General features: G+C 59.7%; 23 protein-coding genes. 8 read left to right on the top strand and 15 right to left on the bottom strand.

The window, feature by feature from the left end:
- Positions 1–12 precede the first annotated feature (12 nt).
- Positions 13–1,206: an efflux RND transporter periplasmic adaptor subunit gene (locus LDZ28_RS16590; RefSeq protein ID WP_244829482.1), complete on the bottom strand. Its 1,194-nt coding sequence runs from the start codon at positions 1,204–1,206 to the stop codon at positions 13–15.
- A 50-nt stretch (positions 1,207–1,256) separates the two neighbouring features.
- Entirely contained in the window at positions 1,257–2,075 is an 819-nt protein-coding gene (locus LDZ28_RS16585; RefSeq protein WP_244829481.1) for an alpha/beta hydrolase, read from the bottom strand.
- Positions 2,076–2,296: 221 nt separating this feature from the next.
- Between LDZ28_RS16585 and LDZ28_RS16580 the strand changes: the two genes are divergently transcribed.
- Together LDZ28_RS16580 and LDZ28_RS16575 are read left to right on the top strand one after the other, a co-directional pair.
- Positions 2,297–3,307 (top strand): LysR family transcriptional regulator, encoded by a 1,011-nt coding sequence (locus LDZ28_RS16580; protein ID WP_244829480.1) that lies wholly within the window; start codon positions 2,297–2,299, stop codon positions 3,305–3,307.
- 309 nt (positions 3,308–3,616) lie between these two features.
- The gene (locus LDZ28_RS16575) at positions 3,617–3,961 is read left to right on the top strand and encodes a DUF4148 domain-containing protein (RefSeq protein WP_244829479.1); all 345 of its coding nucleotides are present in this window, start codon (positions 3,617–3,619) and stop codon (positions 3,959–3,961) included.
- Positions 3,962–4,157: 196 nt separating this feature from the next.
- Here the strand turns inward: LDZ28_RS16575 and LDZ28_RS16570 are convergent, their stop codons facing one another.
- Positions 4,158–6,704: an adenosylcobalamin-dependent ribonucleoside-diphosphate reductase gene (locus LDZ28_RS16570; protein WP_244829478.1), complete on the bottom strand. Its 2,547-nt coding sequence runs from the start codon at positions 6,702–6,704 to the stop codon at positions 4,158–4,160.
- 170 nt (positions 6,705–6,874) lie between these two features.
- On the opposite strand from LDZ28_RS16570, the gene mobB reads away from it, so the two are divergent.
- A complete protein-coding gene (gene mobB, locus LDZ28_RS16565) occupies positions 6,875–7,384 on the top strand; it encodes a molybdopterin-guanine dinucleotide biosynthesis protein B (RefSeq protein WP_244829477.1) in 510 nt (169 codons plus the stop codon).
- Here the strand turns inward: mobB and LDZ28_RS16560 are convergent.
- From LDZ28_RS16560 to LDZ28_RS16535, 6 genes are all read right to left on the bottom strand, one after another.
- Entirely contained in the window at positions 7,381–7,596 is a 216-nt protein-coding gene (locus tag LDZ28_RS16560) for a DUF2783 domain-containing protein (RefSeq protein WP_370652196.1), read from the bottom strand. The two genes, mobB and LDZ28_RS16560, sit on opposite strands and share 4 nt — an antisense overlap.
- Positions 7,589–9,229, bottom strand: coding sequence for an FAD-dependent oxidoreductase (locus LDZ28_RS16555; RefSeq protein ID WP_244829476.1), 1,641 nt, complete (start codon positions 9,227–9,229; stop codon positions 7,589–7,591). Before LDZ28_RS16555 ends, LDZ28_RS16560 begins: the two co-directional genes overlap by 8 nt.
- 182 nt (positions 9,230–9,411) lie before the next feature.
- The gene (locus tag LDZ28_RS16550) at positions 9,412–9,756 is read right to left on the bottom strand and encodes a response regulator (protein ID WP_244829475.1); all 345 of its coding nucleotides are present in this window, start codon (positions 9,754–9,756) and stop codon (positions 9,412–9,414) included.
- A gap of 98 nt (positions 9,757–9,854) precedes the next feature.
- Positions 9,855–10,709, bottom strand: coding sequence for an oxidoreductase (locus tag LDZ28_RS16545; protein WP_244829474.1), 855 nt, complete (start codon positions 10,707–10,709; stop codon positions 9,855–9,857).
- A 59-nt stretch (positions 10,710–10,768) separates the two neighbouring features.
- A complete protein-coding gene (locus LDZ28_RS16540; RefSeq protein WP_244829473.1) occupies positions 10,769–11,023 on the bottom strand; it encodes a hypothetical protein in 255 nt (84 codons plus the stop codon).
- Positions 11,024–11,108: 85 nt separating this feature from the next.
- Positions 11,109–11,621, bottom strand: a complete 513-nt coding sequence (locus LDZ28_RS16535) for a cupin domain-containing protein (protein ID WP_244829472.1) — start codon at positions 11,619–11,621, stop codon at positions 11,109–11,111.
- A gap of 100 nt (positions 11,622–11,721) precedes the next feature.
- Here LDZ28_RS16535 and LDZ28_RS16530 point away from each other — a divergent pair, with 100 nt between their 5' ends.
- Both LDZ28_RS16530 and LDZ28_RS16525 read left to right on the top strand, forming a co-directional pair.
- On the top strand, positions 11,722–12,462 hold the full coding sequence (locus tag LDZ28_RS16530) for an ABC transporter substrate-binding protein (protein ID WP_244829471.1): 741 nt from the start codon (positions 11,722–11,724) through the stop codon (positions 12,460–12,462).
- The gene (locus tag LDZ28_RS16525) at positions 12,462–12,893 is read left to right on the top strand and encodes an N-acetyltransferase (RefSeq protein WP_244829470.1); all 432 of its coding nucleotides are present in this window, start codon (positions 12,462–12,464) and stop codon (positions 12,891–12,893) included. The genes LDZ28_RS16530 and LDZ28_RS16525 overlap by 1 nt, the downstream gene beginning before the upstream one ends.
- A 45-nt stretch (positions 12,894–12,938) precedes the next feature.
- Here LDZ28_RS16525 and LDZ28_RS16520 read toward each other — a convergent pair whose 3' ends face one another.
- Entirely contained in the window at positions 12,939–13,628 is a 690-nt protein-coding gene (locus LDZ28_RS16520) for a DJ-1/PfpI family protein (protein WP_244829469.1), read from the bottom strand.
- Positions 13,629–13,743: 115 nt separating this feature from the next.
- Here LDZ28_RS16520 and LDZ28_RS16515 point away from each other — a divergent pair, with 115 nt between their 5' ends.
- Together LDZ28_RS16515 and LDZ28_RS16510 are read left to right on the top strand one after the other, a co-directional pair.
- Positions 13,744–14,733 (top strand): GlxA family transcriptional regulator, encoded by a 990-nt coding sequence (locus tag LDZ28_RS16515; RefSeq protein ID WP_244829468.1) that lies wholly within the window; start codon positions 13,744–13,746, stop codon positions 14,731–14,733.
- 172 nt (positions 14,734–14,905) lie between these two features.
- The gene (locus LDZ28_RS16510) at positions 14,906–17,821 is read left to right on the top strand and encodes an EAL domain-containing protein (protein ID WP_244829467.1); all 2,916 of its coding nucleotides are present in this window, start codon (positions 14,906–14,908) and stop codon (positions 17,819–17,821) included.
- 15 nt (positions 17,822–17,836) lie between these two features.
- Here the strand turns inward: LDZ28_RS16510 and LDZ28_RS16505 are convergent, their stop codons facing one another.
- Positions 17,837–18,073, bottom strand: a complete 237-nt coding sequence (locus LDZ28_RS16505) for a hypothetical protein (RefSeq protein WP_244829466.1) — start codon at positions 18,071–18,073, stop codon at positions 17,837–17,839.
- Between the two features lie 503 nt (positions 18,074–18,576).
- Here LDZ28_RS16505 and pqqA point away from each other — a divergent pair.
- The gene (gene pqqA / locus LDZ28_RS32775; RefSeq protein WP_008353049.1) at positions 18,577–18,651 is read left to right on the top strand and encodes a pyrroloquinoline quinone precursor peptide PqqA; all 75 of its coding nucleotides are present in this window, start codon (positions 18,577–18,579) and stop codon (positions 18,649–18,651) included.
- A 63-nt stretch (positions 18,652–18,714) separates the two neighbouring features.
- Here pqqA and LDZ28_RS16495 read toward each other — a convergent pair whose 3' ends face one another.
- The 4 genes from LDZ28_RS16495 to LDZ28_RS16480 form a co-directional block, all read right to left on the bottom strand.
- Positions 18,715–19,011, bottom strand: coding sequence for a hypothetical protein (locus LDZ28_RS16495; RefSeq protein WP_244829465.1), 297 nt, complete (start codon positions 19,009–19,011; stop codon positions 18,715–18,717).
- A 65-nt stretch (positions 19,012–19,076) separates the two neighbouring features.
- Positions 19,077–20,486, bottom strand: a complete 1,410-nt coding sequence (locus LDZ28_RS16490; RefSeq protein ID WP_244829464.1) for an aspartate aminotransferase family protein — start codon at positions 20,484–20,486, stop codon at positions 19,077–19,079.
- Between the two features lie 45 nt (positions 20,487–20,531).
- Positions 20,532–22,010 carry an NAD-dependent succinate-semialdehyde dehydrogenase gene (locus LDZ28_RS16485; RefSeq protein ID WP_244829463.1) on the bottom strand — a complete coding sequence of 493 codons (1,479 nt, stop codon included), beginning with the start codon at positions 22,008–22,010 and terminating at the stop codon, positions 20,532–20,534.
- A 129-nt stretch (positions 22,011–22,139) separates the two neighbouring features.
- Positions 22,140–22,616: an Lrp/AsnC family transcriptional regulator gene (locus LDZ28_RS16480; protein WP_244829462.1), complete on the bottom strand. Its 477-nt coding sequence runs from the start codon at positions 22,614–22,616 to the stop codon at positions 22,140–22,142.

The raw sequence follows: 22,616 nt of genomic DNA, 5'->3' as shown, positions 1-22,616 counted from the left end.
TGTTCGAGATGCTTACGAAGCCGATGCCGTTTTCACAGGCGTCGCATTGGCGTTGCTGTCCATTGCGACGTTATTGGCCTTGATCACATCGTTGGGACGCACGCGCTGCAAGCCATTGACGACGATGCGTTCGCCCGGCTGCAATCCCTTCGTAATCACGCGCAGGCCTTCATGCGTGGCGCCTAACGTAACTTCGCGGTACTGCACGCGGTTGTCCTTGTCCACCACCATGACGTACTTCTTGTCCTGATCGGTGCCGACAGCCGCGTCATCCACGAGCACGGCCGGATGTGGCGTGCCACCGCCGACCTTGATGCGTGCATAGAGTCCCGGCAAGAGCGAGCCATCCGGATTGTTGAAGCGCGCACGCACGCGGATCGTGCCCGAGGTCGTATCGAGGCGGTTATCGACGGAATCGACCACGCCTTCGCGCGAGTAACCGTCTTCGTTTGCAAGACCCAGCGAAACAGGCACGCTGCTGCCCGTATCGCGGCCGAGATAGCGCAAGTACGTCTGTTCGTCGACATCGAACGAGGCATAGATCGGCGAGACCGAGACCAGCGTGGTCAGAAGCGGCGCATTCGCACCCGTCGAGACGATGTTGCCCACCGTGAGCTCTGCACGCGATACGCGCCCCGATACGGGCGCCACGATATGCGTGTAAGCAAGGTTGATCTTCGCCGTTTCGAGCGCAGCCTGCGCGGCCTTCAGGTTGGCGACGGCCTCGCGCGCGGCGTTCTGTTTCTCGTCGTAATCGCGCTTGGCGATGGCGTTATCGGTAAGCAAGCGCTCTGCACGCGCAGCGTCGGTGGACGTATAGCCGTTACGCGCTTGCGCCGATGCAACTTGCGCCGCGGCGCGTGCGACTTCCGCTTCGTACGGACGCGGGTCGATGGTAAAGAGCGCGTCACCCTTCTTCACGAGCGCGCCGTCCTTGAAGTGCACCGCGACGATCGTGCCGGGCACGAGCGGGCGAATGTCGACATGGTCCACCGCTTCGAGACGGCCCGAATAGCTCTGCCAGTCCGTGATGGTCTTCGAGACCACCGCGGCCACGTCCACTTCGGTGGCGGTCGGGCTATGCGCGGCGGCTTGCGCCTGGTTGATGGCGTCGCCGTGACCGCGCCAGGCGGTATAACCGCCCGCGCCAGCAATGACGATCACCGCGCCTAGCGCCGCGTAAATACGTTTGCGAGTGAAGAACATGGTGAAGCTCCGGTTGCGTTGAGATTGTTTTTTTATGGTGCGTGGCGCGCTTATTTGGGGCGCGCGAGGCGTTTCTTGAAGAACGCGACGACATCGGCAAGCGCGTCGGGATGCGCGGCCAGCGCTTGATGCGAGGTCTTGCAATGACGCGTCATTTCGGTCGGCACGCCTGCGTTGATCAATTCCGCCGCGTATTTTTCCGCCTCGATATGCAGGAGGTCATGCTCAGCGCTCGCGATCAGCGCCGGCGGCAAGCCATTGAGTCGCCGCGATTCGAGCGGCGCCGCATAGGGATGCAAACGTTGCGAAGGCACGGGCAGATACGCGCGATAGCAACGCGCGCAATCGCTCATTTCCAGATCGGGGCACAGCACTTTGCGTTCATCGGCGAGGCGCGTCATGCTCGGATCGAGCAATGGCGCAAGCAGCACTTGAGCGGACAGGCGCAAATCGCCGCGATCGCGCGCTATGGCTGCAACGCACGTCGCGAGGTTGCCGCCTGCGTCATGCCCCGCCACGCCGATGCGCAAAGGGTCTGCACGTTGCGCCCGAGCATGCGCAACCGCCCACTGTGCCGCGCGATATCCGTCTTCAGGCGCGGCGGGAAATGGAAATTCAGGCGCAAGCGAATAGCCGACCGAGATGACCCAAGCGGGCGTATCTCGTGCAATGACGCTTGCAGCCACATCGGCTTCGTCCAGACTTCCACGCACGAAACCGCCGCCGTGGAAATAAAGAACGATAGGCAACACGTTGCCATCCGACGCGGGGCGGTAACTGCGCAGCGTGATCGGCTGTACGTGTCCGGCGATACGCACATCTTCGATGCACAATCTCGGACGCGCCTCCAGATCCAACAATGTTGCCATGGTTATTTTTCGTGCGCGGCCTGAGAAATAAGGCCGTCACGCATAAGTTGCGATGCTGCGAATTCTGGATGCCACGCCTTTTTTAATAAATGCCTATAATCCGGCAACACAATTCGGACGCACCGAACAATCATCGTTAATACGCACATGACTGTTCTTAGCCAGGCGCTTAATTCCGTGCGCCGCTATGCTGGTGCCCTAAGCATCGAAGGTGAGGAAACATGGATCGGCTACAAGCAATGCAGGTCTTCACACGGGTTGTCGACACCAACAGTTTTTCGCGCGCAGCGGATACGCTCAATTTGCCGCGCGCGTCGGTCACGACGATCATTCAAAACCTGGAAGCGTTTCTCAACGTGCGACTGCTTCAGCGCACGACACGCAGGCTCAATCTGACGCCCGATGGCGCGGCCTACTACGAGCGCTGCGTGCGCATCCTTGCCGACATCGAGGAAGCCGAGGGCACATTCTCGAACAACGGCAAGGGTCCGCACGGCAAATTGCGGGTAGACATGCCGGGGGCCATTGGAAGGCTCATCGTGATGCCGCAGCTTTGCGACTTTCACACACGCTATCCGGAAATCGAACTCATGCTCGGCTTCGGCGACAAGCCAGTCGACCTCATCCAGGAAGGCGTCGACTGCGTGATTCGCGTTGGAACGCTGCAGGATTCGAGTCTGGTCGCGCGACGCATTGGCGTGTTTCAGGGCGTGACGGTCGCAAGTCCCCAATATCTCGAACGTCATGGCAAGCCGCAAACGCTTGAAGACCTTCAGGACCATGTGGCCGTAAATTATTTTTCGAGCCGCACAGGGCGTGTGATGGATATGGACTTCGTCGTCAACGACGAATCCATCGAAGTGAAGATGCGCGGCATGATCGCGGTGAACGACGCCGAGGCCTATCTCAGTTGCGGTCTCAAGGGCGTGGGTCTGATTCAAGCGCCGCGCTTCATGGCGTTGCCGTACTTGCGTTCAGGCGAGCTTGTCGAAGTGCTGCCGCAATGGAGCCCTTTGCCGATGCCTATTTCCGCCGTCTATCCGCACAATCGCCATCTTTCGCCAAAGGTGCGCGTGTTCGTGGACTGGGTCGCGGAGCTGTTCGAGCGTTGCCCGTTGCTGCAAGGTCAGAAGGACGCGGAGGAGCGTTGCCTGCCCACCAGCACTGCCGCGCCCACGGTCGTGCGTCACGGTACACCGGAAGTTTCGGGTACTGAGGATGTCGTTGTATAGCTAACTATTGGCTAGCTATTTCGCTGGCAAAGCAAAGGCGTGTCTTAGGCGACACGCCTTTTTTTCGTCCCTATCGATGCGATAGGGAAAAATGCCAGCACATGCAAGCGTCGCCACATGTCCGGTGGCTAAGGCTCTTAGCGATTATTCGCCGGAATCGACAAATCTATTCGCGCATCCGGCATTTATCTGCCCCTAGCGTGGCGACTACATTTCGACCTGTCGCGAAGCGCATGCAATCCTCTTCTTAGCCGATTGCATCCGCGTCGCATCCGAAGCACAGGAAACGGATCGAAAGGAGTTGCACGCATGAAAAGCTATCTCATCACGGGTTTCTCGCTCGCGGCTATCTCAGCCGTGGTTTCGAGCACGGCATTTGCCGACGGCGGTGAAGGCATTGGTCGCGCGGGAACGTATCAGACGCAAACGACTACGAGTGAAACGCCCAAGACGCGTGCGCAAGTGCGCGCTGAACTTGCCGCTGCCTATTCGAACGGTTCGTTGCCCGCGTTGAATCGCAATACGTATCCTGATCGCAGCATGTGGGGCGATGCGGTCGCTGCTCAAAGCGAAGCGCATGCTCGCGATGCCGCTCAAGCGGAAGCGCGCAATCGCCATATCGTGGAATATGCGAACGGTTCGGTCACGCGCTAAAGAATTGCAGAGGTCATCATGTTCGAAAATACTTCGCTTGAACAATATTCGGTTCTTGAAGAACTAGCCTCTGTGACGCCGGTGTGGCGCCCGTTTGTCGAATCTCGCTCGCAAGAGACCGAGCAGGACACGAGCGAGCACGGCGAGTAGCAAATCAATCAAACGCGTGTGCCTGCCGGGCACACGCGTTTGAGCTTCAGCCGCAAGCGCCTATTTCACCGCAAGCAGTGCAGAAGTCGCAACCGTCTTTCCGGATCACCGCATTCGCGCCACATGTCGGGCATTTGCGCCCATGCATCTGCGTGAGTGTATGCGGGTCGTTCGACAAGGCATCGTCGGACGAAAAATCCGTCACGTCCGCGTGTGCCACGGTCTCGTCTTCAGTCACTAGAGCGCGTGTATGGGTCACGTCGATATGCTTGCGGGCAAGTACGCGTGACGGCACCTGACTGCCTTCGGCATCGAGAAAACCGCGTCGATGAAGAATTTGCTGAATCGCAAAGGCAAGCGCGGCGACTTCCGAGTCATGCCAGCGTGGACTGCGGTGTCCATCTAAACGCTCGACATCGCCGAGACGCACCTGACCGCGATCCCACGATACCTTGCGCATGTCCTGCAGCGTACGCGCGGCAAAGCCTCCACGCGCCGCAAGCGACAATGAACGCATGGTCGCCGTGATCCATTGCTGCGATTCGTCGCTCTGCCCCGTCGGGATAAAGAATTCGATGGGTCGCTCGATGGTCACGTCATCGCCTGCAATACGCCCTGTCACTTCGATGAACGACACCGCAAGATAGAGCGACTTCTTTCCCGCCTGCGTCAGATACTCGACCTTCTCGATAATCGCGGGCAGCTCTCCACGCGGACGATGATCGATCGCAATACGCAAAGGATCGAGATCCAGTTCGGGATCGGGCGAGTCGCTCGGTGTCTTCTTTTCCTGTGGCGTGACTGACAACACCGCGCCCAAGGTGTCGTTAGGCCGATAGGTCGCGAGTCCCTTCAAGCCACGTCGCCATGCCTCGAAGTAAAGGTCCTGAAACGCGTCGAACGGATAATCCGCGGGTACGTTGACGGTCTTCGATATCGATGTATCGACGAAAGGCTGCACGGCCGTCATCATTTCCAGATGATCTTGCGCGGACATATCGAGCGCACTCACGAAGTAATCGGGCAGCGCCTTGACGTCTCCGCCCATCTCGAGATAAAGCCTGTACGCGTGGTCTTCGACAGCGAAGGTCTGGCTGGAGCCATCGGCCATGCGCTTGGTGCGCTGATAGGTCCACGAGAACGCGGGCTCGATACCATTCGATGCATTGTCCGCAAACGCGAGACTCACGGTGCCCGTGGGCGCGATGGAAAGCAGATGGCTATTGCGGATGCCATGCGCGCCAATCTCGCTCTTGAGATCATCAGGCAAACGCGATGCGAAAGTGCCCTCTTCCAGATAACGTGCTGCCTCGAAGAGCGGAAATGCGCCGCGTTCGCGTGCGAGCTCGACCGATGCGCGATACGCTTCATCGCGCATGGTGCGTGCAACGCGCATGGCAAATTCGCGTCCTTCGTTCGAGTTATAGCGAAGACCAAGCATTACTAGCGTGTCGCCTAGCCCCGTGAAGCCGACGCCGATACGTCGCTTGGCAGCCGCTTCACGTGCTTGTTCTTCGAGCGGCCATAACGTGACATCGAGAACGTCATCGAGAAAGCGCACTTGCGTGCGCGTGGTACGCGTGAGACCGTCCCAATCGAAACCAGGAACGCCGCCGCGCGCTTGCGCAAAAGGGTCGCGCACGAAGCGAGTCAGATTGAGCGGGCCCAGGTTGCAGCAACCGTATGCGGGCAAGGGTTGTTCACCGCAAGGGTTCGTCGCGCGAATCGTTTCGACGGCGCGCAGATTGTTGTCGTCATTCATGCGCGACATGAAAACGACGCCTGGCTCGGCGACATCGTAGGTCGATCGCATGATCGTGTTCCATACGTCACGCGCACGCACTTCCCGATACACCCACAAGCCGTCGTCACGCTTCCGGATGTCCGCCGATGCCCGCTGCGCAGGCGAAGGCTCGGCCTTATGCACGAGTTGCCAGACCGCGTCGTCGGCAACGGCCTGCATGAATTCGTCCGTTACCGCGACGGACACGTTGAAGTTGTTCCAGCGTCCCTTCGTGTGTTTAGCCGCGATGAATTCGAGCAAATCGGGGTGCGTGCAGTCGAGTATGCCCATCTGTGCGCCACGGCGTGATCCTGCGCTCTCCACCGTGCGGCATGATGCATCGAACACATCCATATAACTGCATGGTCCGGATGCAGCTGAACCCGTGGAATGCACGCGCGCACCGCGAGGACGAATGGCGGAAAAGTTATAGCCCACGCCTCCGCCGCGCCGCATCGTTTCGGCCGCTTGCAGCAGCGCAACGTAAATGCCGGGCAAACCGTTATCGTCGACGCCTTGAATGGCATCGCCCACGGGCTGAACGAAGCAGTTGATGAGCGTGGCATCGATACCCGCGCCCGCCGCGCTCATGATGCGCCCGGCGCCCAATGCACCGCGCCGGAAGTTATCGACGAACTCCGCTTCGATCTTCGCGCGTAACGCTTTGGGCTCGGCCATTGCGACACCACGCGCCACGCGCAGATAAATATCTTCGACGCGCGTCTCGTCGCCCTTGGCATATTTTTCAAGCATCACGTCGATGGAAAATTGCTGCGGAGCGACGCCTGTGCTGGGGTTGTCTTCTGCCATGTTTGATCCTGTTGAATGCTTTGTCCGCTAATGCTTGACGGGGCCATGACGCGAACCGTGGGGCGCCGCCAAACGCAATGCACGACGATAGCGCGAATTCTCCCTGGCTGCTAATGAACCGTTAAACTCCTTCGATCGATCCAGCACTTTTCCTTGAGACGATCTATCGCATGAATGCGCCGCTCTTCGGTATCTCGGGCCGCTCGGGTCAAGGCAAGACCACGCTGATCGAGGCGTTGTTGCCCTGGTTTCGGGCACGCGGTCTTGTAGTCAACGTCATCAAGCACAGTCATCATTCAATCGAACTCGAACCTCCGGGCAAAGACAGCGCGCGCTTCAGGCGTGCAGGCGCGGGCGAAGTGGTGATTGCATCGCCTTACCGCTATGCAATCGTGCGCGAGTTGCGCGAGGGGAACGAGCCTTCGCTTACGGAACTCGCTGCGCGGCTGACACATGCGGACCTCACGATTGTCGAAGGATTTGCACGCGAAGCCATTCCGCGACTGGAGGTGGTTCGGCCATCGGTTGGCCGGGAGCCGCTTTATAAGACCGACGTCGCAATTCTTGCCATTGCAACCGACGATGCCTCGGCAGTCGACAGCGCGCTGCCTCTGCTGCGGCTAGACGATATCGACCGCATTGGCGCCTTTATCTGCGAGACACTGCGCATTGCCGTTTAATCTGCTTTGACGCCGTTGCGTGCGACGGCCAATGCTTCTCCGATTACATCGTCATCGCCAATATGATTCGCGAGAAGCAGCACGAGCTTGGCGTTGAGCATGCGGCTTTCTTCGTCGCTTAGTCCGTCGTGTGTGCCGATGAGCCGTTCATAGAACGCATCCGGATCGGCAAGATTGGCTTCGAGCTTGAGCTTCATGCTGGCTTTATCCATTGCAGGTAGCGCGTTGTACGGCGTTAAATATCGCATCGGCGTTGAACGCACGCCAGCGCGCGCATACGTGCTGGTCGGGGCGCAACAAGTAGAACGTGCCGGGGCGAGCATCGAATCGATGCGCCACGATGCCATCGACGTCTTCGATATCCTCGGACGACGCGGCCATGCCCTTCGGCGCAACCAGCAATAGACGAAACGACGTTAGCCTCTGTAAAAGAGCCCTGCGCACTTCCTCCGCGTCATCGCTGCTGCAGAAGTAGATTCCAATGAAGCCTTTACCATGCGTTTGTTGCAAGAGCCATGCAGCGCGGCCATTTACGCGTATGGGCGCATCCACGCATGCCGTCCCTGGCGTCATCGAACATGCGAAGCTGTCATCGGGCTGATCGGGCGTATTGAGCGGCGAGTCTTGCAGCACGGTCGGCACCGAGAGTCGCCCGCTATTGACGAGGCGTCGCGCAAAAGCACAGTCCTTCGATAGCTCCAACACCGCGTCCCGAAAGAGACGCGAGGCCGCACTCTTCGGCGTGATGAAATCGGTCGATCTCGTGGAATGACGAATGTTTTCATCCGCGGCGTATTCCCGTTCGGATGCATACGTGTCGAGTAAAGCAGGCGGAGCGTCGCCATGAACGACGAGACTGAGCTTCCATGCGAGATTGTCTGCATCTTGCACACCGCTATTCGCGCCGCGCGCGCCGAAAGGTGAGACGCCATGCGCCGCATCGCCTGCGAACAGAATTCGACCGTGCCTGAAATGCTCCATGCGCTGACATGCAAACGTATAGATGCTCACCCATTCGAGTTCGAATTCCGCATCTTCGCCAAGCAATGCCTTGACGCGCGGAATGACACGTTCGGGTGCTTTTTCCGTGACAGGGTCAGCTTCCCAGCCGAGCTGAAAGTCGATGCGCCATACGTTGTCCGGCTGGCGATGCAGCAGCACAGACTGGTTGCGATGAAACGGTGGATCGAACCAGAACCAGCGTTCCGCCGGAAACGGCGCTTTCATCTTGACGTCCGCAATGAGAAAGCGGTCCTTGAATACCCGGCCGTGACTATCGAGATCGAGAGTCTGACGAATGAAGCTGCGTGAGCCGTCGGCCGCTACGACATAGCGTGTACGTAAGGCGTATCGTCCATCGGGCGTATCCACTTGCAGTTCGACATGATCCCGATGCTGCGTTACACCGACTACACGGCTCTTCCAGCGCATATGCAAGTTATCGAGTTGTGCCGCGCGTTCGACGAGATAGCGCTCGACGTAATATTGCTGGAGATTGATGAACGCGGGATGCGCATGGCCTGCTTCGGGCAGCAAGTCGAATGCATAAATCAGATCGTCATGCAGGAACACCTTCCCGACATTCCAGCGCACACCTTTTTCGATCATCTCGTCGACGCAGCCGAGACGTTCGAAGATTTCAAGCGTGCGCTTCGCAAAACAGATGGCGCGCGAACCGGCCGATACGGTGTCGTCGCTATCGACGAGCACGGTACGAACGCCGTGTTGCGCAAGATCGATTGCAGTGGCAAGACCGACCGGTCCCGCGCCGGTCACGACCACCGGATAGACCGGGGACTCGGCGGTGTCGTGTTCCGGTGCTCGCTTGTAAGCAAAGCGGACCATGTCGTTTTTGGGTTGTCTCCTGCTATTGCCTCTTTGGGCAGACCTCAAATCTCCGTTAAGGGCATTGTACAAACGGACTTTTCTGTGCGGCTACGTTTTTTCCTGTATTTCCCTTAAGCACAAAAAAAAGAACGTCCGTTCTAAATGAACGGACGTTTTTATTGCGTCTTTAATTGCTTTCTTTAGCAAGCCGCTAAGACCGCCATAAAGCCTTCTTCAGTGAAGGGCTTGAGGTAGTAGCCGTCGAATTGTTCCTGTTCGCTGTCACGGTGCCGGTCGTCACCCGTTACCGCGACGACGCAAGCAAGCTGGCTCGGCCCGGCAGCGCGCAACCGTCTGCAAAGATCGCGACCATCGAAATCCGGCAGGCCTATGTCGATAAATATCGTGTCGTAGCGATTTTCCGACGCGAGTTCAAGCGCCCGGTGTCCATCGTATGCGACATCTGCGATATGCCCGGAGGCGCGGGCAAGCGCGCTGAAAGCGTCGCAAAGACCAACGTCATCTTCAACGAAAAGCACGCGCATGATGGATTTTTCCCAAAGCGTAAATAGCACAAGCGTCGAAGATCGAGCGCAATAACCAATAGCGCAATAAGCGGGCCTGAGGTTCGAAGCTGATGCTTTTAATCGAGCGGGTTGTCGCTCCAGGCGCTGCGTTCTTGCCAGGTATCGATATCCGCGTTAAGCGCTGCAAGCTTGGCCCGCACGGCTTGAAGCCCAATGTTGCCAAGCACGAGATGCGCGGGCGGATTTTTAGCTTCCACGGCTTCGATGATGACCTGCACCGCGCGCACCGGATCACCCGCTTGTCTTCCGCTAAGCTCGGCAATCCCCGCGCGACGGCGACCGGCGACGGCATCGTAATCGTCAATCGAACGCTGGGTCTGCTTAAGCGAGCGGCCCGCCCAATCCGTGCGAAAAGGTCCTGGTTCGACGGCCGTGACCTTGATGCCAAGGCCCTCGGTCTCGCGCGCGAGCGCTTCGCCGAGGCCTTCGAGCGCAAACTTGGTCGCAGCGTAATACCCGCTGCCCGGGTTACCAACCAGGCCGCCCACGGATGTGATGTTGACCACGTGCCCCGCGCGACGCTCACGCATGCCTGGCAATACCGCGCGAATCATCGCAGCCGCGCCGAAGAAATTGGTTTCGAACATCGCGCGTACCTCGTCGTCCTCGCCTTCCTCGACTGCGGCCAAATAGCCGAAGCCGGCATTATTGACCAATACGTCGATCTGACCGAACGCATCGTGCGCCGCTTTTACTGAAGCGGTGATGTCGTCCGGGCGCGTGACGTCGAGCCGAACCGCAATGGCTCTATCGCCTGCAGGCTCGACGATGTCGGCGACGCGGGCGGGATCGCGAGCGGCGACGACAGCACGCCAGCCGCGCACAAGCACAGCGGATGCGAGTTCACGGCCAAAGCCGGTGGAACAGCCGGTGATGAACCAGACAGGCGTGTCTTGCTTCGATGCTGACATTGCGGGTCTCCGTGGTTAGCGTTGCGCTAATCATTTTGACCGCAAAGGCCGACGCTTGCTTAACGCAGACGCGGCATGCGCAACGCGCGATGTTCGCGCGGCTCGAACAAAACAGTCGTCTCCAATTTTGCGGCCATGCGCTTCCAGCCGCAAAGGTCTTGCTCCAATGCCGCGAGGGTAACGGGGCAGTAAGTTCGTTCGGGGGTGGCGTTGCCTCCAAGAACTGCGTAGTCGCGCATCGGTTGTAGGGTTGCTTCTCGCTCGGCGATTTGCCTTGCAATCTTCGCCCGCAGGCGGATAAGGGAATCGTCCATGGCGCTTTCGGTTTGCTCGTTTGCTCAGTTGCTTTTCATTTCTTAGCCGATTCACAGCAAACCGCGCGCCTGACTTTCATTTGGCTCACAGACGCTTAAGCTCAAGCCGCTCGATCAACTGGCGATGCCGTGGATAACGCGCCCCGAGCGCGCCGGGCGCGGCCAATTCGAACTCGCTGAACTCGAACCCTGGCGCCACCGTGCAGCCGACGAGCGCGGCACCGCCTGGTTCATGGCATTCGGCGGCAAACCAGTCACCCGCGTTGACGACCGCCTGAAACGCCGCCTGCGGATCTTCAAGCGCATTGCCGAGTCGATGCGTCAGCAGTTCTCCGTTCGAATGGAGCACATGGACATCGATCGAGTCACCCGCATAGAAATGCCAGACTTCATCCGACCGAATACGGTGCCAGGCGGAGTAAGCGCCATCGCAAAGGAGGAAATAGATGGCTGTCGATGCCGAACGGAGATCGTCCTCGCCCTTGCGCGTGACTCCTGAATTCGCGCGATAGGTCTCACGAAAGTAGCCGCCCTCGGGATGCGGTTCGAGCTTGAGGCGATCGATCAACTCGCGACTGTCTATGCTGGGTATCTGCATGCGTTCTCCTTTGCCAGATGGTTGGCGCATCGCGTATTCTGCATCGGATCGGTTTGCATGCAGAACGCAAGATGCCAACGTCTCTCATCGAAGGAAGACCATGACGCTAACCGCGACCACGAAAAACGCTCTTGCTCCAACCGGCACGCTTCGCGCGGCGCTCAACCTTGGAAACCCCGTGCTCGTGCATCGCGATTCGGCGAGCAGCGAGCCCAGCGGCGTCTCCGTGGATATTGCCCGCGAACTGGCCGCGCGGCTCAGCGTCGAGATTGCATTCAATTCCTTTCCCAACGCCGCGCAATCGGTGGAGACGGTGACGGCGGAACAGGCCGATGTCGGCTTCTTCGCGATCGATCCGCTGCGTGGCGCGGGCATTGCGTTCACTGCACCGTATGTGCTGATCGAAGGGTGTTATCTGGTGCGCAATGACTCGCCGCTTTCTCGCATCGAGGATGTGGATCGCGAGGGCAATCGCATCATGGTGGGCAAAGGGAGCGCATACGACCTCTTCCTGACGCGCGAGTTGCAGCATGCTCAACTCGTGCGCACTGGACTGTCGGAGGCGGTGGTCGACACTTTTCTGCGCGACGGGATCGAGGTCGCCGCGGGCGTGAAGCAGCAACTCGAGGCCGACGCCGCTCGCACGCCCGGGGTACGGCTGATCGACGGGCGCTTCATGGTGATCAGGCAGGCAATGGGCTTGCCGAAGACTCGCGGCGATGCGGCCACGCAGTATCTTCGCGACTTCATCGAGGACATCAAACGGTCGGGCTTTATTCAGGATGCGTTCGCGCGACACGGCATTACCGGCGTCTCGCTTGCGCCGCCGGAGCAGCTTTGATGCAGGGCGAGCGTATCCAAGTGACGGTATCCGTGACCGACTGGATCGACGCATCGTTCGAGTCCGATGTGGCAGGCGGTCTCGCCGCGTTCAATGCCGGTCAACTCGGACCAAGCGATCATCGCGACCTGGCCGTTTCGCTTTATCAAGGCGACGACTTTGTAGGCGGCCTCGCGGGCTTCACCGCGTGGGAATGGCTTTTCGTCAAATGGCTCTGGGTTCGCGAAGATGCGCGCGGTCGCGGACTTGGCGCTCGCGCGCTCGACGCCGCCGAAGTCGAGGCACGCAAGCGCGGCTGCCGCGCCGCGTGGCTCGATACGCTCAATCCTGCAGCCCGCGATCTTTATGCTCGCCACGGTTTCGAAGTCTTCGGCGAACTGGCGGATTTCCATGCAGGACGTGCGCGGTACTTCATGCAAAAGCGGTTCTGAATACAGGCATTTGGCATTCAAAATGCGGCATGCCGGCATTTTGCATCATGCATTCAATCCGAGCCGATGCACCGCGCGCTTCGTGATTTCCCTGCGCTTTGCGAGCGAAGCCGCCGAGCGCTCCCGCACGTCCGCCACTACGGCGGCAGGCGCGTGATTCGGATCGCCGGCATCGAACGGCGGCGCGGGCGCGTACTCCATTTGCAGTTGAATGGCCTGCGCCTCGTGCTCGCCGACGAGTTCAGCCGCGAGCGTCAGCGCGAAGTCGATGCCCGCCGTGATTCCACCGCCCGTGAACAAGGCGCCGTCGCGCACCACGCGGGCGTGCACGGGCGTCGCATCGAATTCGCCCAGCAGTTCGTGAAAAGCCCAATGCGTCGTCGCACGCATGCCGCGCAGCAAACCGGCCGCGCCGAGAACGAGTGAACCGGTGCATACCGAAGTGATGAAGCGAGCGCCCTTGGCCTGCTGGCGGATGAACGCAAGCGTTTCCTCGTCTTCCATCAGAGCGCCGACGCCTTCGCCTCCGGGAACACAGAGCACGTCGAGCGTGGGGCATTCCGCGAACGATGTGTCGGGTGTGAGTTGCATCCCTGTACTGGAGGGAACAGGCGCGAGCGTTTTGCATACAAGATGCACTTTAGCGTCCGGCAGATGCGCAAAGACTTCGTACGGACCGGTGAGGTCGAGTTGTTGAACGCGCGGGAAAAGCAGCAGGCCGATTTGAAGGGTCATCGCTTTCTCTCTCATGGCAGGTTGAAGAATGAAGGTGGACGAATGCATCCTACGCCGCTACGCTATGGCGAGATGGTCGATCGCCCCACCTTTTACGCCAAGCGCCCTAGCTATCATGTCATCGCCGAAGCCACGCATCATCGACATACTCGCCTTTCCCGACGTCCAGTTGCTCGATGTCGCCGGTCCCTTGCAGGTGTTCGCGTCCGCGAACGAACTGGCGCGCGAGGCCGGCATGCCACGCCCTTATCGCGCGAGAGTCGTCGCGCCGGGCGGCACGGTGACAGCATCGGCGGGACTAGGGCTGATCGGCGAAGCGCTGCCCGATGCGCGCGAGCCGTGCGACACGCTCGTCATCGCGGGCGGCTGGGGCGTGCATGAAGCGCTGCGCGACCGCACGCTGGTCGACTGGGTGCGCGCGCGGTCCGCTCATGCGCGCCGCACGGCATCGGTGTGTACCGGCGCCTTTCTGCTTGCGGCGACCGGCCTGCTGGACGAACGCCGCGCCGTCACGCACTGGACGCGCTGCGCCGAGCTCGCGAGCCGCTTTCCGGCGGTGCGGGTCGAGTCCGATCCCATCTTCATCCGCGACGGCGATCTCTGGACCTCCGCGGGCGTGACAGCGGGAATCGACCTGGCGCTTGCGCTCGTCGAAGATGATCTCGGACGCGCGCTCGCGCTCGATGTCGCGCGTCATCTCGTCGTGTTTCTGAAGCGCCCCGGCGGGCAGGCGCAGTTCAGCGCCGCGCTTTCGCTGCAGAAGGACTCGGGCGAACGCTTCGGCGAATTGCATGCGTGGATCGCGGAGAATCTTGCATGCAATTTATCCATCGGAACGCTGGCGGCGCGCGTCGGCATGAGCGAGCGCAGCTTCGTGCGTCATTACCGGGCGCAGACCGGCGCAACGCCTGCTCGCGCCATCGAACAAATGCGGCTGGAAGCCGCGCGCCGTATGCTGGGCGACACGGACCTGCCGGTCAAGCGCATTGCGGCACGCTGCGGCTTCGGTTCGGAAGAAACCATGCGACGCGGCTTCGTGCGCGCACTCGGGGTTGCGCCTCAGACTTACCGCGAGCGCTTCGCCCGCGCGGCGGTATCGGCATAAAGTGCATGCAAAAGCCAATCCTGCTGCTTTTTTTGTCATCCATGCTCAAGGCTGTATGCTCGCTGCCGATACCAGAGTAAGAGCGATTGCATGAGGCGCTTCGGGCAACCGTGCGCGAGCCGCTTTGCTTAACCAACCGTCCGACGAGGCGGCCTGAGGGCCTGGAGCGCCGATGAGTGTGTTTTCCGCGTATAACGCGCCACTGCAGGCGGCTCAGGCCGCACAGGAAGACGTGACCGACGCTGGCGCGGACGATGCCGCGCCGGCGAACATCGCACCGTCCATCGACGCCTTGCTGCGGGACACTGCCGCGTCCGCTTGCCCCAACACATGGGCTTGGTATCGCGCGGGGGAGCAATTGCATCTTGAACGCCAGGGCAATGAATTTTGCATACCAGCGTGGCCAAGCGACATCGCTGAGGACCGCCTCGCGAAAGCCTGCGCCGCGCACGGCTGGCATGCATGGCCGACCGGCCGCGGCGAAAGCGTGCTCGGCTGGCTGCTCGCGCCGGTGGCATACAGCGACAATGCACATCTCGCTGAACTCGCGCGCGCACTTGGTGAACGCGTGCAGGCCGATGTCCTCGCGCGCGCGCAACTCACGCAACGCGTGTTGTATGAGATCGCGTATCTCGCCAGTTCGGTGCCCGAGCGCGCGGACTTTCTGCGTTGCGTGCACGAGCGTCTCGGCACGCTCATCGACGCCGAGAACTTCTACCTCGCGCTCTACGACCGCAAGACCGGCAAGATCACCTATCCGTATTACGTCGATGTGATCGACACGGACGTGGTCGCCGCCGAGAACTACGACATTCTCGATCCCAAGCGTCTTTCGATGACAGGGCAAGTGCTCACGAGCGAGCAGCCGCTCTTCGTGACCGCAGCCGACATCTGCGCCGCCGAACGCGCGGAGCGTTTCTATTGCATCGGCGATCGCCCCGAGTTCTGGATGGGCGCGCCGCTCAAGAATGCGTCCGACGAAGTCTTCGGCATGCTGGCCATGCAGGTCTATGACGTCTCGCGCATGTACACCGCCGAGGACCGCGCGCTGTTTTTAGTCGTGGCGCGTCACGTCGCAATGGCGCTCGACCGTATCCTGCATCGCGCGGATCTGGAAGAACAGGTCGCCCGCCGAACCTCCGAGTTGTCGAAGCTCAACGCTGCTTTGCGACATGGCATTGCCGAGCGCGAGCGTTCCGAACATCTGCAAGCAGCGCTCTATCAGATCGCGGAATTGTCGAGCCGGCCCGGCGACATGATGGAGTTCTTTCGCAGTCTGCATGGCATCGTCGGCGAGCTGCTCTATGCGCGCAATTTTTATGTGGCGCTCTTCGAAACCGAAACATGCGAAGTCTCGTTTCCCTATTACGTCGATGAGATCGTGCAGGAGCGGCCCGAGCCGCGTCGCGGCCAGCGTGGGCTCACCGAGTATGTGATTCGCGAACGCCGCGCGCGTCTCATCGATCATCAGGAAGCGCTGCGTCTCATCGCGGAAGGGGCGTTCGAAACCGATCACGACGACGTGCGCCTGCGCTCGTGGCTCGGCATTCCGCTGTTCGATGGCGATGTCGTGCGCGGCGTGCTCGCGGTGCAAAGTTACTCGCCGCTCGTGCGCTATTCGCAGCGCGATCAGGAGTTGCTGACCTTCGTATCGCGCCATATCGATACCGCCCTCTCGCGCCGCCGCGATGCCGAAGCATTGCATGCAGCCAACCTCGAGCTCGAAGCCCGTGTGCAGGCCCGTACGCGTGAACTCGACGATGTCAACGCGCGTCTGCTGTACGAGAATTCGCACGATGCATTGACCGGCCTGCCCAACCGCAGTCATCTGATGCATCGGCTGCGTGGTGCATGGCACGACTACCAGACACGCGGCGATGAGCTCTCGGTGATGTTCATCGACCTCGATCGCTTCAAGGTGGTGAACGACAGCCTGGGTCATCATTTCGGAGACATGTTGCTGGTGCAGGCCGCCGCGCGCCTGCGCGATTGTCTGCGCTCCACCGATCTGCTCGCTCGCTTGGGCGGCGACGAATTCGCAGTGCTGTCGCCCAAGGCGCCGGTACGCGACGCGGTGGCGATTGCCAAGCGCATCCTCGCGGCTTTCGATCTGCCGTTTCATATCGAAGAACATGTGGTGTTTTCTTCGTGCAGCATTGGCATCGTGAGCGCGGACACGCAGTTTCATACCGAGCCCGCCGATCTTTTGCGCGATGCCGATACCGCGATGTATCGCGTCAAGAACGCGGGCCGCGACAGCTTCGTCGTGTTCAATCAGGAGCTTCGCCGACAGGTCTCCGATCAGGTCGAACGCGAGGGCGCATTGCGTAACGCGATCAAGCGCGACGACGAGTTGCTGCCGTATTTTCAGCCTATCGTCGATGTAGGGAGTGGCCAAGTGGTCGCGCTCGAAGCGTTGATTCGCTGGCGCCAACCCGATGGACGTATCGTGGCACCCGGCGAATTTCTGCCTGCAGTGGAAGGGCTGCGTCTCATCGGTCGGCTCGACTTATACATGCTGGAACGCGTCGCCGCGATACTTTCCAATGCCAGCTTTGCGCACTGGCCGCCCGTGCATGTCAATTGTTCGAGCTATAGCATGACGCGCCCCGAGTTCGCCGACGATGTCCTTGCGCTGCTCAGGCGTTATCGCGTGTCGCCATCGCGTGTGTGTCTCGAACTGACGGAAGGCGCGCTCGTAGCCGAGCCGGATCTTGCGCGCCGCACCATGCAAAGACTCGCGGATAACGGCATGTCCGTCGTACTGGATGACTTCGGCGCGGGCTTTTCGTCCCTGAGCTATGTGCATCAGTATCAGTTCAGCGGCCTCAAGATCGACAAGTCGTTTATTCTCGAACTGACCGAAAGCCCTCGCAGTCGCGCGATCGTGCGAGCTATCGTGCGAATGGCCGAGTCGCTCGATCTCACGCTTGTCGCCGAAGGCGTCGAGGACGCGGCCACGCTTGCAGTGCTACGCGACATGGGTGCAGCGCAGGCGCAAGGCTACTTCTTCGACAAGCCTTTGCCACTAGAGTCGCTGACGCGCAGCGCGCTTGCGCCACGCACTACTTCAAGCGCCATTCTCTGATTCTTGAGCATTGGATCAGGGCATGCCGCCAAGCGAGGGCGAGATGATGCTGCCCGGTTCACCTTCCGGCACGCCGGTGTCGGTCGTCATAGCGCGCATCGATACAGGCGCGTGATTAGTGGTGCACGTCTGCAACGAGTCGTTGCCAAGGCACTGCATGAACGCGTCAGCGCGATCCTTTGTATCGAACATGTACAACGTGTCTTCGACTTTCACTTCGAGATCGGAAATACGGTCCGCTTCAATTGACATGCTTCGCTCCTTCGAGTGGATAAACATGTCAATCGGCTAGCATCAAGTGCGCCTGGCGCACGCTGACCTTAGGTACAACGGTTGCTGCTCTATCAACTTGGTTCACGAAACGACAAGGCGACTAAAGGAAACCGTAATGACATCCGCGCAAACAAATAACGACTTGCATGAAGAGCCGCGTACACCCGGCGGCAATCGTCTGAACAAAATCGAGCCGTCCGAGGCAGACAGGGTAATCCCTCGGCCCGGAGAAGCGCTAGAGCAGAACCCCGTCACGGACCCTGACAAAGTAGGTACATCCCCTGACGATTCAGGAAACCGGCCAAGACCGCTATAAATAAATTAAATGATCTTGCGGGCAATTTCCAATGATGCAGACGCCTAAGACGCGTTAGGATTAAAGCGCGTCGAATTTTGGGCGCGGATTCGCACGGCGCTAAATCAAGCTTAGAACCGCGCATCGGTCTTGCAACCGCTTGGCCGCTTTAGCAAAAGGAGGCTTTATGAAATGGGAAACCCCTAGCTTTACCGATATGCGCTTTGGCTTTGAAATCACGATGTACATCGCCACGCGTTAATCGCCAAGCAGAAAACGGCCGCACAAAGCGGCCGCTTTCTTTTCAAGGCTTGAGCGACTCGTGCTACGTTGCACCGTCACCTTCGCTTTTTTGTGGGCCAAGTCCTCCCTTTCCTGCCGGTTCAGGTCGGCTGCCTGAACCCAAAGGCACTTCCGCCGTTTGATGCGGATCTTCGTCAAGCCGCCTATTTTCAGGCTCTATCTCTCCCGCATTAGGCTGACGCACTCCTTGCTTTGGATCGCCTCCTGTCGCTGAACCGGGACCCGGCAGATTGCCGATAGAACCGCCACCGCTTGCTCCGCTGCCAGCATCGCCAAGCGGCTTATCCGTGCTCTTATGTTCGCTGTCGCTAATCGTCATTGCTTGCTCCCGTTAAAGACTGTCGGTGCCAACAACCCGAGCAACGCGCATTCCACTTCGAACCTTCAGCTCGCGACAGTCGATCCGATCACGTCATTAGCCACCGCGTCGACCGCCTGCTTGACGATGCCGACTATCTCATCCACTTCGGCACGCGTCGTGACGAGCGGTGGCGCAAAGCCGAGAATATCGCCGTGCGGCATGGCTCGCGCAATCACACCGCGCTCCAGAGCCGCTGCCGATACCTTCGGCCCGACCTTGAGCGCCGCATCGAAAGGTTTGCGCGCGTCTTTATCGGCCATGAATTCGAGCGCGGCAAGCATACCCGCGCCACGTACTTCGCCCACTAACGGATGCGAATCGAATGCCGCGTGAAGCTGCGCATGCAGATAAGCTCCCGTTTCCGCCGCATTCTGCGTGAGGTTTTCACGTTCGAGAATGTCGAGGTTGGCCAGTGCAGCAGCCGCGCAAATGGGATGACCCGAATAGGTCCAACCGTGTCCCATCGGACCATGCTCTCGCGAGCCCTTGTCGATCACATCCCATACACGTTCGCCCACGATCACGCCCGACAGCGGCGCATAAGCGCTCGTGAGGCCCTTGGCCACGGTGATGAGATCCGGCTTGATGCTGTAATGCTGCGCGCCCATCTTCGAGCCGAGACGTCCGAAGCCGCACACGACTTCATCGGAGATCAAGAGGATGTCGTGCTTCCTGAGCACTTGCTGGATAGCATCCCAGTAACCTTCCGGCGGCGCGATGATGCCGCCCGTGCCCATGACCGGTTCGGCGATGAACGCAGCGATGGTATCCGCGCCTTCCTTCGCGATCAGCTTCTCGAGTTCTTCCACGCAGTATGCGGTGAACTGCGCTTCACTCATACCAGCCGGTGCCTTTCGATACCAATGCGGACAAACCGTATGCTTCACACGATCGATCGGCAAGTCGAAGTGCTGATGAAAGCTCGGCAAGCCAGTGAGGCTGCCCGTGACGATGCCCGAGCCATGATAGCCCCGTTCGCGCGAGATGATCTTCTTCTTGTTCGGGCGACCCAGTACGTTGTTGTAGTACCAGACGATCTTGACCTGCGTTTCGTTGGCATCGGACCCGGACATGCCGTAGTACACCTTCTTCATGCCTTCCGGTGACCACGCGACGATGCGCGACGACAACTCGATGATCGCATCGGTCGAGTGACCGACATAAGTGTGATAGTAAGCGAGCTTCTTTGCCTGCTCATAGATGGCTTCGGCCACTTCGGTTCGACCGTAGCCGATGTTCACGCAATACAGCCCTGCGAATGCATCGATATAAGTCTTGCCCTGATGATCTTCGATACGAATGCCCTTGGCGCCCGTCACGATCTTGCCCGGCAACGCGCCGCTTGCATGATCGTGCGCGTGCGTGGACGGATGCATGAAGTGCGCGCGATCTTCCGCGAACAAGTGTTCAAGCGAATGCTGTTCCTGGCTCATGTGCTTCTCCTTGAAGCGCTATGCGTGTTCTTAACGTGGGTTGAATCAGGCTGCGCTCGAAAGCGGCAGACCCAGATTCCCTAAGCAAAAATATTTCGTTTCGACGAAGGGTTCGAAGCCCTCCGCGCCACCTTCGCGGCCGAGACCCGATGCCTTCATGCCGCCAAAGGGAATGGGCGCGCCCGTGAACTTGACGCCGTTCACCGAGACCATTGCGAAGTCGAGCCGTCGCACCAATTGAAAGATCGTGTCGATGCGCGTGGCGCAGATATAGGCGGCAAGGCCGTATTCCGTATCGTTGGCGCGTGTCACGGCTTCGTCGAGCGTATCGAACGGAGAGATCGCGGAGATGGGCGCGAAGTTCTCTTCATCGTAGATACGCATGCCAGCTCTAGCATCCGCGACAACGGTCGGCTCATAGAACCATCCACCGAGCTCATGCGCGTTGCCGCCAACAGTGATGCGCGCGCCTTGCGCCTTTGCGTCTTCGATACGCGCAACGGTCGCATCGAAAGCGGCCTGATGCATGAGCGGACCGACATCGACATTCGCTTCGAACGCGCTGCCTACCTTCAGTGCCTTGACCGCTTCGGTATAACGTTGCACGAACGCTTCGTACAAGGGGCGCGCCACGAAGATGCGATTCGCGGCGCAACAATCCTGACCCGATGTCTGAAACTTCGCCCCAATCGCAACGCGCACCGAATGTTCGAGATCTGCGTCCTCGGTCACAATGAACGGCGCATTGCCGCCAAGCTCGAGCGCAAGCTTCTTGATGCCTGCCTGCGCCACGGCCTTTGCCACGAGACCTCCAACGCGCGTCGAACCGGTGAAGCTCACCGCACGCACGCGAGTGTCGCTCACGAGCGCTTCCATGGTCATCTGCGGCTCGCCGATCACGACGTTAAATACGCCTGCGGGAAAGCCCGCCTCTTCCGCGAGTTGTGCAAGCGCCATCGCTGAAAAAGGCGTTTCGTGCGCAGGCTTGATGACAGCCGTGCAGCCCGACGCAATAGCGGCCGCGGCTTTGCGCGTGATCATCGCCACGGGAAAATTCCATGGCGTGATGAGCGCCGCAACGCCGACTGGCTCCATGACCGTGCCGAGATGCGCGCCATCGATATGCGTTGGAATGGTGCGTCCTGTAAGGCGTTTTGCTTCGTCGGCAAACCATTCGATAAAGCTCGCGGCATATGCGATCTCGCCCTTCGCTTCGGCGAGCGGCTTGCCTTGCTCCAGCGACAAAATGCCTGCAAGGTCGGACTGATGACGCAAGATCAGTTCATGCCAGCGCATGAGAAACGCGCTGCGCTTTTTCAGAGGTGTCCAGCGCCAAGCTTGAAACGCGCGGTCGGCGGCTCCGACGGCGCTGACGATCTGTTCGCGTTCGAGCATCGGCACATGCCCGATGACCTGCTGATCGGCGGGATTGACCACCGGGATCGACGCGGCATTGTTGCTATGTACCCAACGGCCGTCGACATAGCACAGCGACTTGAAGAGAACCGGATGTCCTAACAGCATGATGTTCGCTCCTATCGGTTGATTCGCTCTTGACTCGGATTCGATGGAGTCACTTTAAGCTCATGCCGCCGCGGAATTTTTCGTTATCGCTTGCCACGCCTGATGTTTTTTCTGTTTCATGCTCGCGACTCAAACTTGCGCCCACTCGGGCGGACCACCGCAATCGTCCTTGATGACCTTGGTCACGATATACGTGAAGTACTTTTCGATGCCGAGTTCCTCGACCAGCATCGAGTCGATGAAGCGCTGGTAGTGGTCTATGTCCCGCGCGACTACATGCAGCACGTAATCGACACCACCACCTGTCGCCACGCACTGCACGATCTCGGACGCTTGTTGCACGCGGTCTTCGAAGCGTCTCATGTCTGACGCGGTATGCCGCGAGAGCGTAACCTCCACGACGATACGGCTTCCCTTGAACGCCGACGTCCAGTCGATATTCGCCCGATATCCCTTGACTATCCCGCTTTCTTCGAGCCGCTTCACGCGCTCCCATGCAGGTGAGATCGACAGGTTCACCTTCTCCGCCAGACGCGACTTCGTAATGCGTCCGTCGCCCGCGAGGATGCGCAAGATAGCCAGATCGTATCGGTCGAGTTTGGTCAA

This window comes from Caballeronia sp. TF1N1 (genome assembly GCF_022878925.1).
Classification (GTDB): domain Bacteria; phylum Pseudomonadota; class Gammaproteobacteria; order Burkholderiales; family Burkholderiaceae; genus Caballeronia.
This window is presented reverse-complemented; position numbering and strand designations above follow the sequence as displayed.

What these genes read in the sequence shown, in the direction of transcription:
- LDZ28_RS16590 (WP_244829482.1), bottom strand. Translation starts at nt 1,206, where the DNA reads ATGTTCTTCACTCGCAAACGTATTTACGCGGCGCTAGGCGCGGTGATC.
- LDZ28_RS16585 (WP_244829481.1), bottom strand. Translation starts at nt 2,075, where the DNA reads ATGGCAACATTGTTGGATCTGGAGGCGCGTCCGAGATTGTGCATCGAA.
- LDZ28_RS16580 (WP_244829480.1), top strand. Translation starts at nt 2,297, where the DNA reads ATGGATCGGCTACAAGCAATGCAGGTCTTCACACGGGTTGTCGACACC.
- LDZ28_RS16575 (WP_244829479.1), top strand. Translation starts at nt 3,617, where the DNA reads ATGAAAAGCTATCTCATCACGGGTTTCTCGCTCGCGGCTATCTCAGCC.
- LDZ28_RS16570 (WP_244829478.1), bottom strand. Translation starts at nt 6,704, where the DNA reads ATGGCAGAAGACAACCCCAGCACAGGCGTCGCTCCGCAGCAATTTTCC.
- mobB (WP_244829477.1), top strand. Translation starts at nt 6,875, where the DNA reads ATGAATGCGCCGCTCTTCGGTATCTCGGGCCGCTCGGGTCAAGGCAAG.
- LDZ28_RS16560 (WP_370652196.1), bottom strand. Translation starts at nt 7,596, where the DNA reads ATGGATAAAGCCAGCATGAAGCTCAAGCTCGAAGCCAATCTTGCCGAT.
- LDZ28_RS16555 (WP_244829476.1), bottom strand. Translation starts at nt 9,229, where the DNA reads ATGGTCCGCTTTGCTTACAAGCGAGCACCGGAACACGACACCGCCGAG.
- LDZ28_RS16550 (WP_244829475.1), bottom strand. Translation starts at nt 9,756, where the DNA reads ATGCGCGTGCTTTTCGTTGAAGATGACGTTGGTCTTTGCGACGCTTTC.
- LDZ28_RS16545 (WP_244829474.1), bottom strand. Translation starts at nt 10,709, where the DNA reads ATGTCAGCATCGAAGCAAGACACGCCTGTCTGGTTCATCACCGGCTGT.
- LDZ28_RS16540 (WP_244829473.1), bottom strand. Translation starts at nt 11,023, where the DNA reads ATGGACGATTCCCTTATCCGCCTGCGGGCGAAGATTGCAAGGCAAATC.
- LDZ28_RS16535 (WP_244829472.1), bottom strand. Translation starts at nt 11,621, where the DNA reads ATGCAGATACCCAGCATAGACAGTCGCGAGTTGATCGATCGCCTCAAG.
- LDZ28_RS16530 (WP_244829471.1), top strand. Translation starts at nt 11,722, where the DNA reads ATGACGCTAACCGCGACCACGAAAAACGCTCTTGCTCCAACCGGCACG.
- LDZ28_RS16525 (WP_244829470.1), top strand. Translation starts at nt 12,462, where the DNA reads ATGCAGGGCGAGCGTATCCAAGTGACGGTATCCGTGACCGACTGGATC.
- LDZ28_RS16520 (WP_244829469.1), bottom strand. Translation starts at nt 13,628, where the DNA reads ATGACCCTTCAAATCGGCCTGCTGCTTTTCCCGCGCGTTCAACAACTC.
- LDZ28_RS16515 (WP_244829468.1), top strand. Translation starts at nt 13,744, where the DNA reads ATGTCATCGCCGAAGCCACGCATCATCGACATACTCGCCTTTCCCGAC.
- LDZ28_RS16510 (WP_244829467.1), top strand. Translation starts at nt 14,906, where the DNA reads ATGAGTGTGTTTTCCGCGTATAACGCGCCACTGCAGGCGGCTCAGGCC.
- LDZ28_RS16505 (WP_244829466.1), bottom strand. Translation starts at nt 18,073, where the DNA reads ATGTCAATTGAAGCGGACCGTATTTCCGATCTCGAAGTGAAAGTCGAA.
- LDZ28_RS16495 (WP_244829465.1), bottom strand. Translation starts at nt 19,011, where the DNA reads ATGACGATTAGCGACAGCGAACATAAGAGCACGGATAAGCCGCTTGGC.
- LDZ28_RS16490 (WP_244829464.1), bottom strand. Translation starts at nt 20,486, where the DNA reads ATGAGCCAGGAACAGCATTCGCTTGAACACTTGTTCGCGGAAGATCGC.
- LDZ28_RS16485 (WP_244829463.1), bottom strand. Translation starts at nt 22,010, where the DNA reads ATGCTGTTAGGACATCCGGTTCTCTTCAAGTCGCTGTGCTATGTCGAC.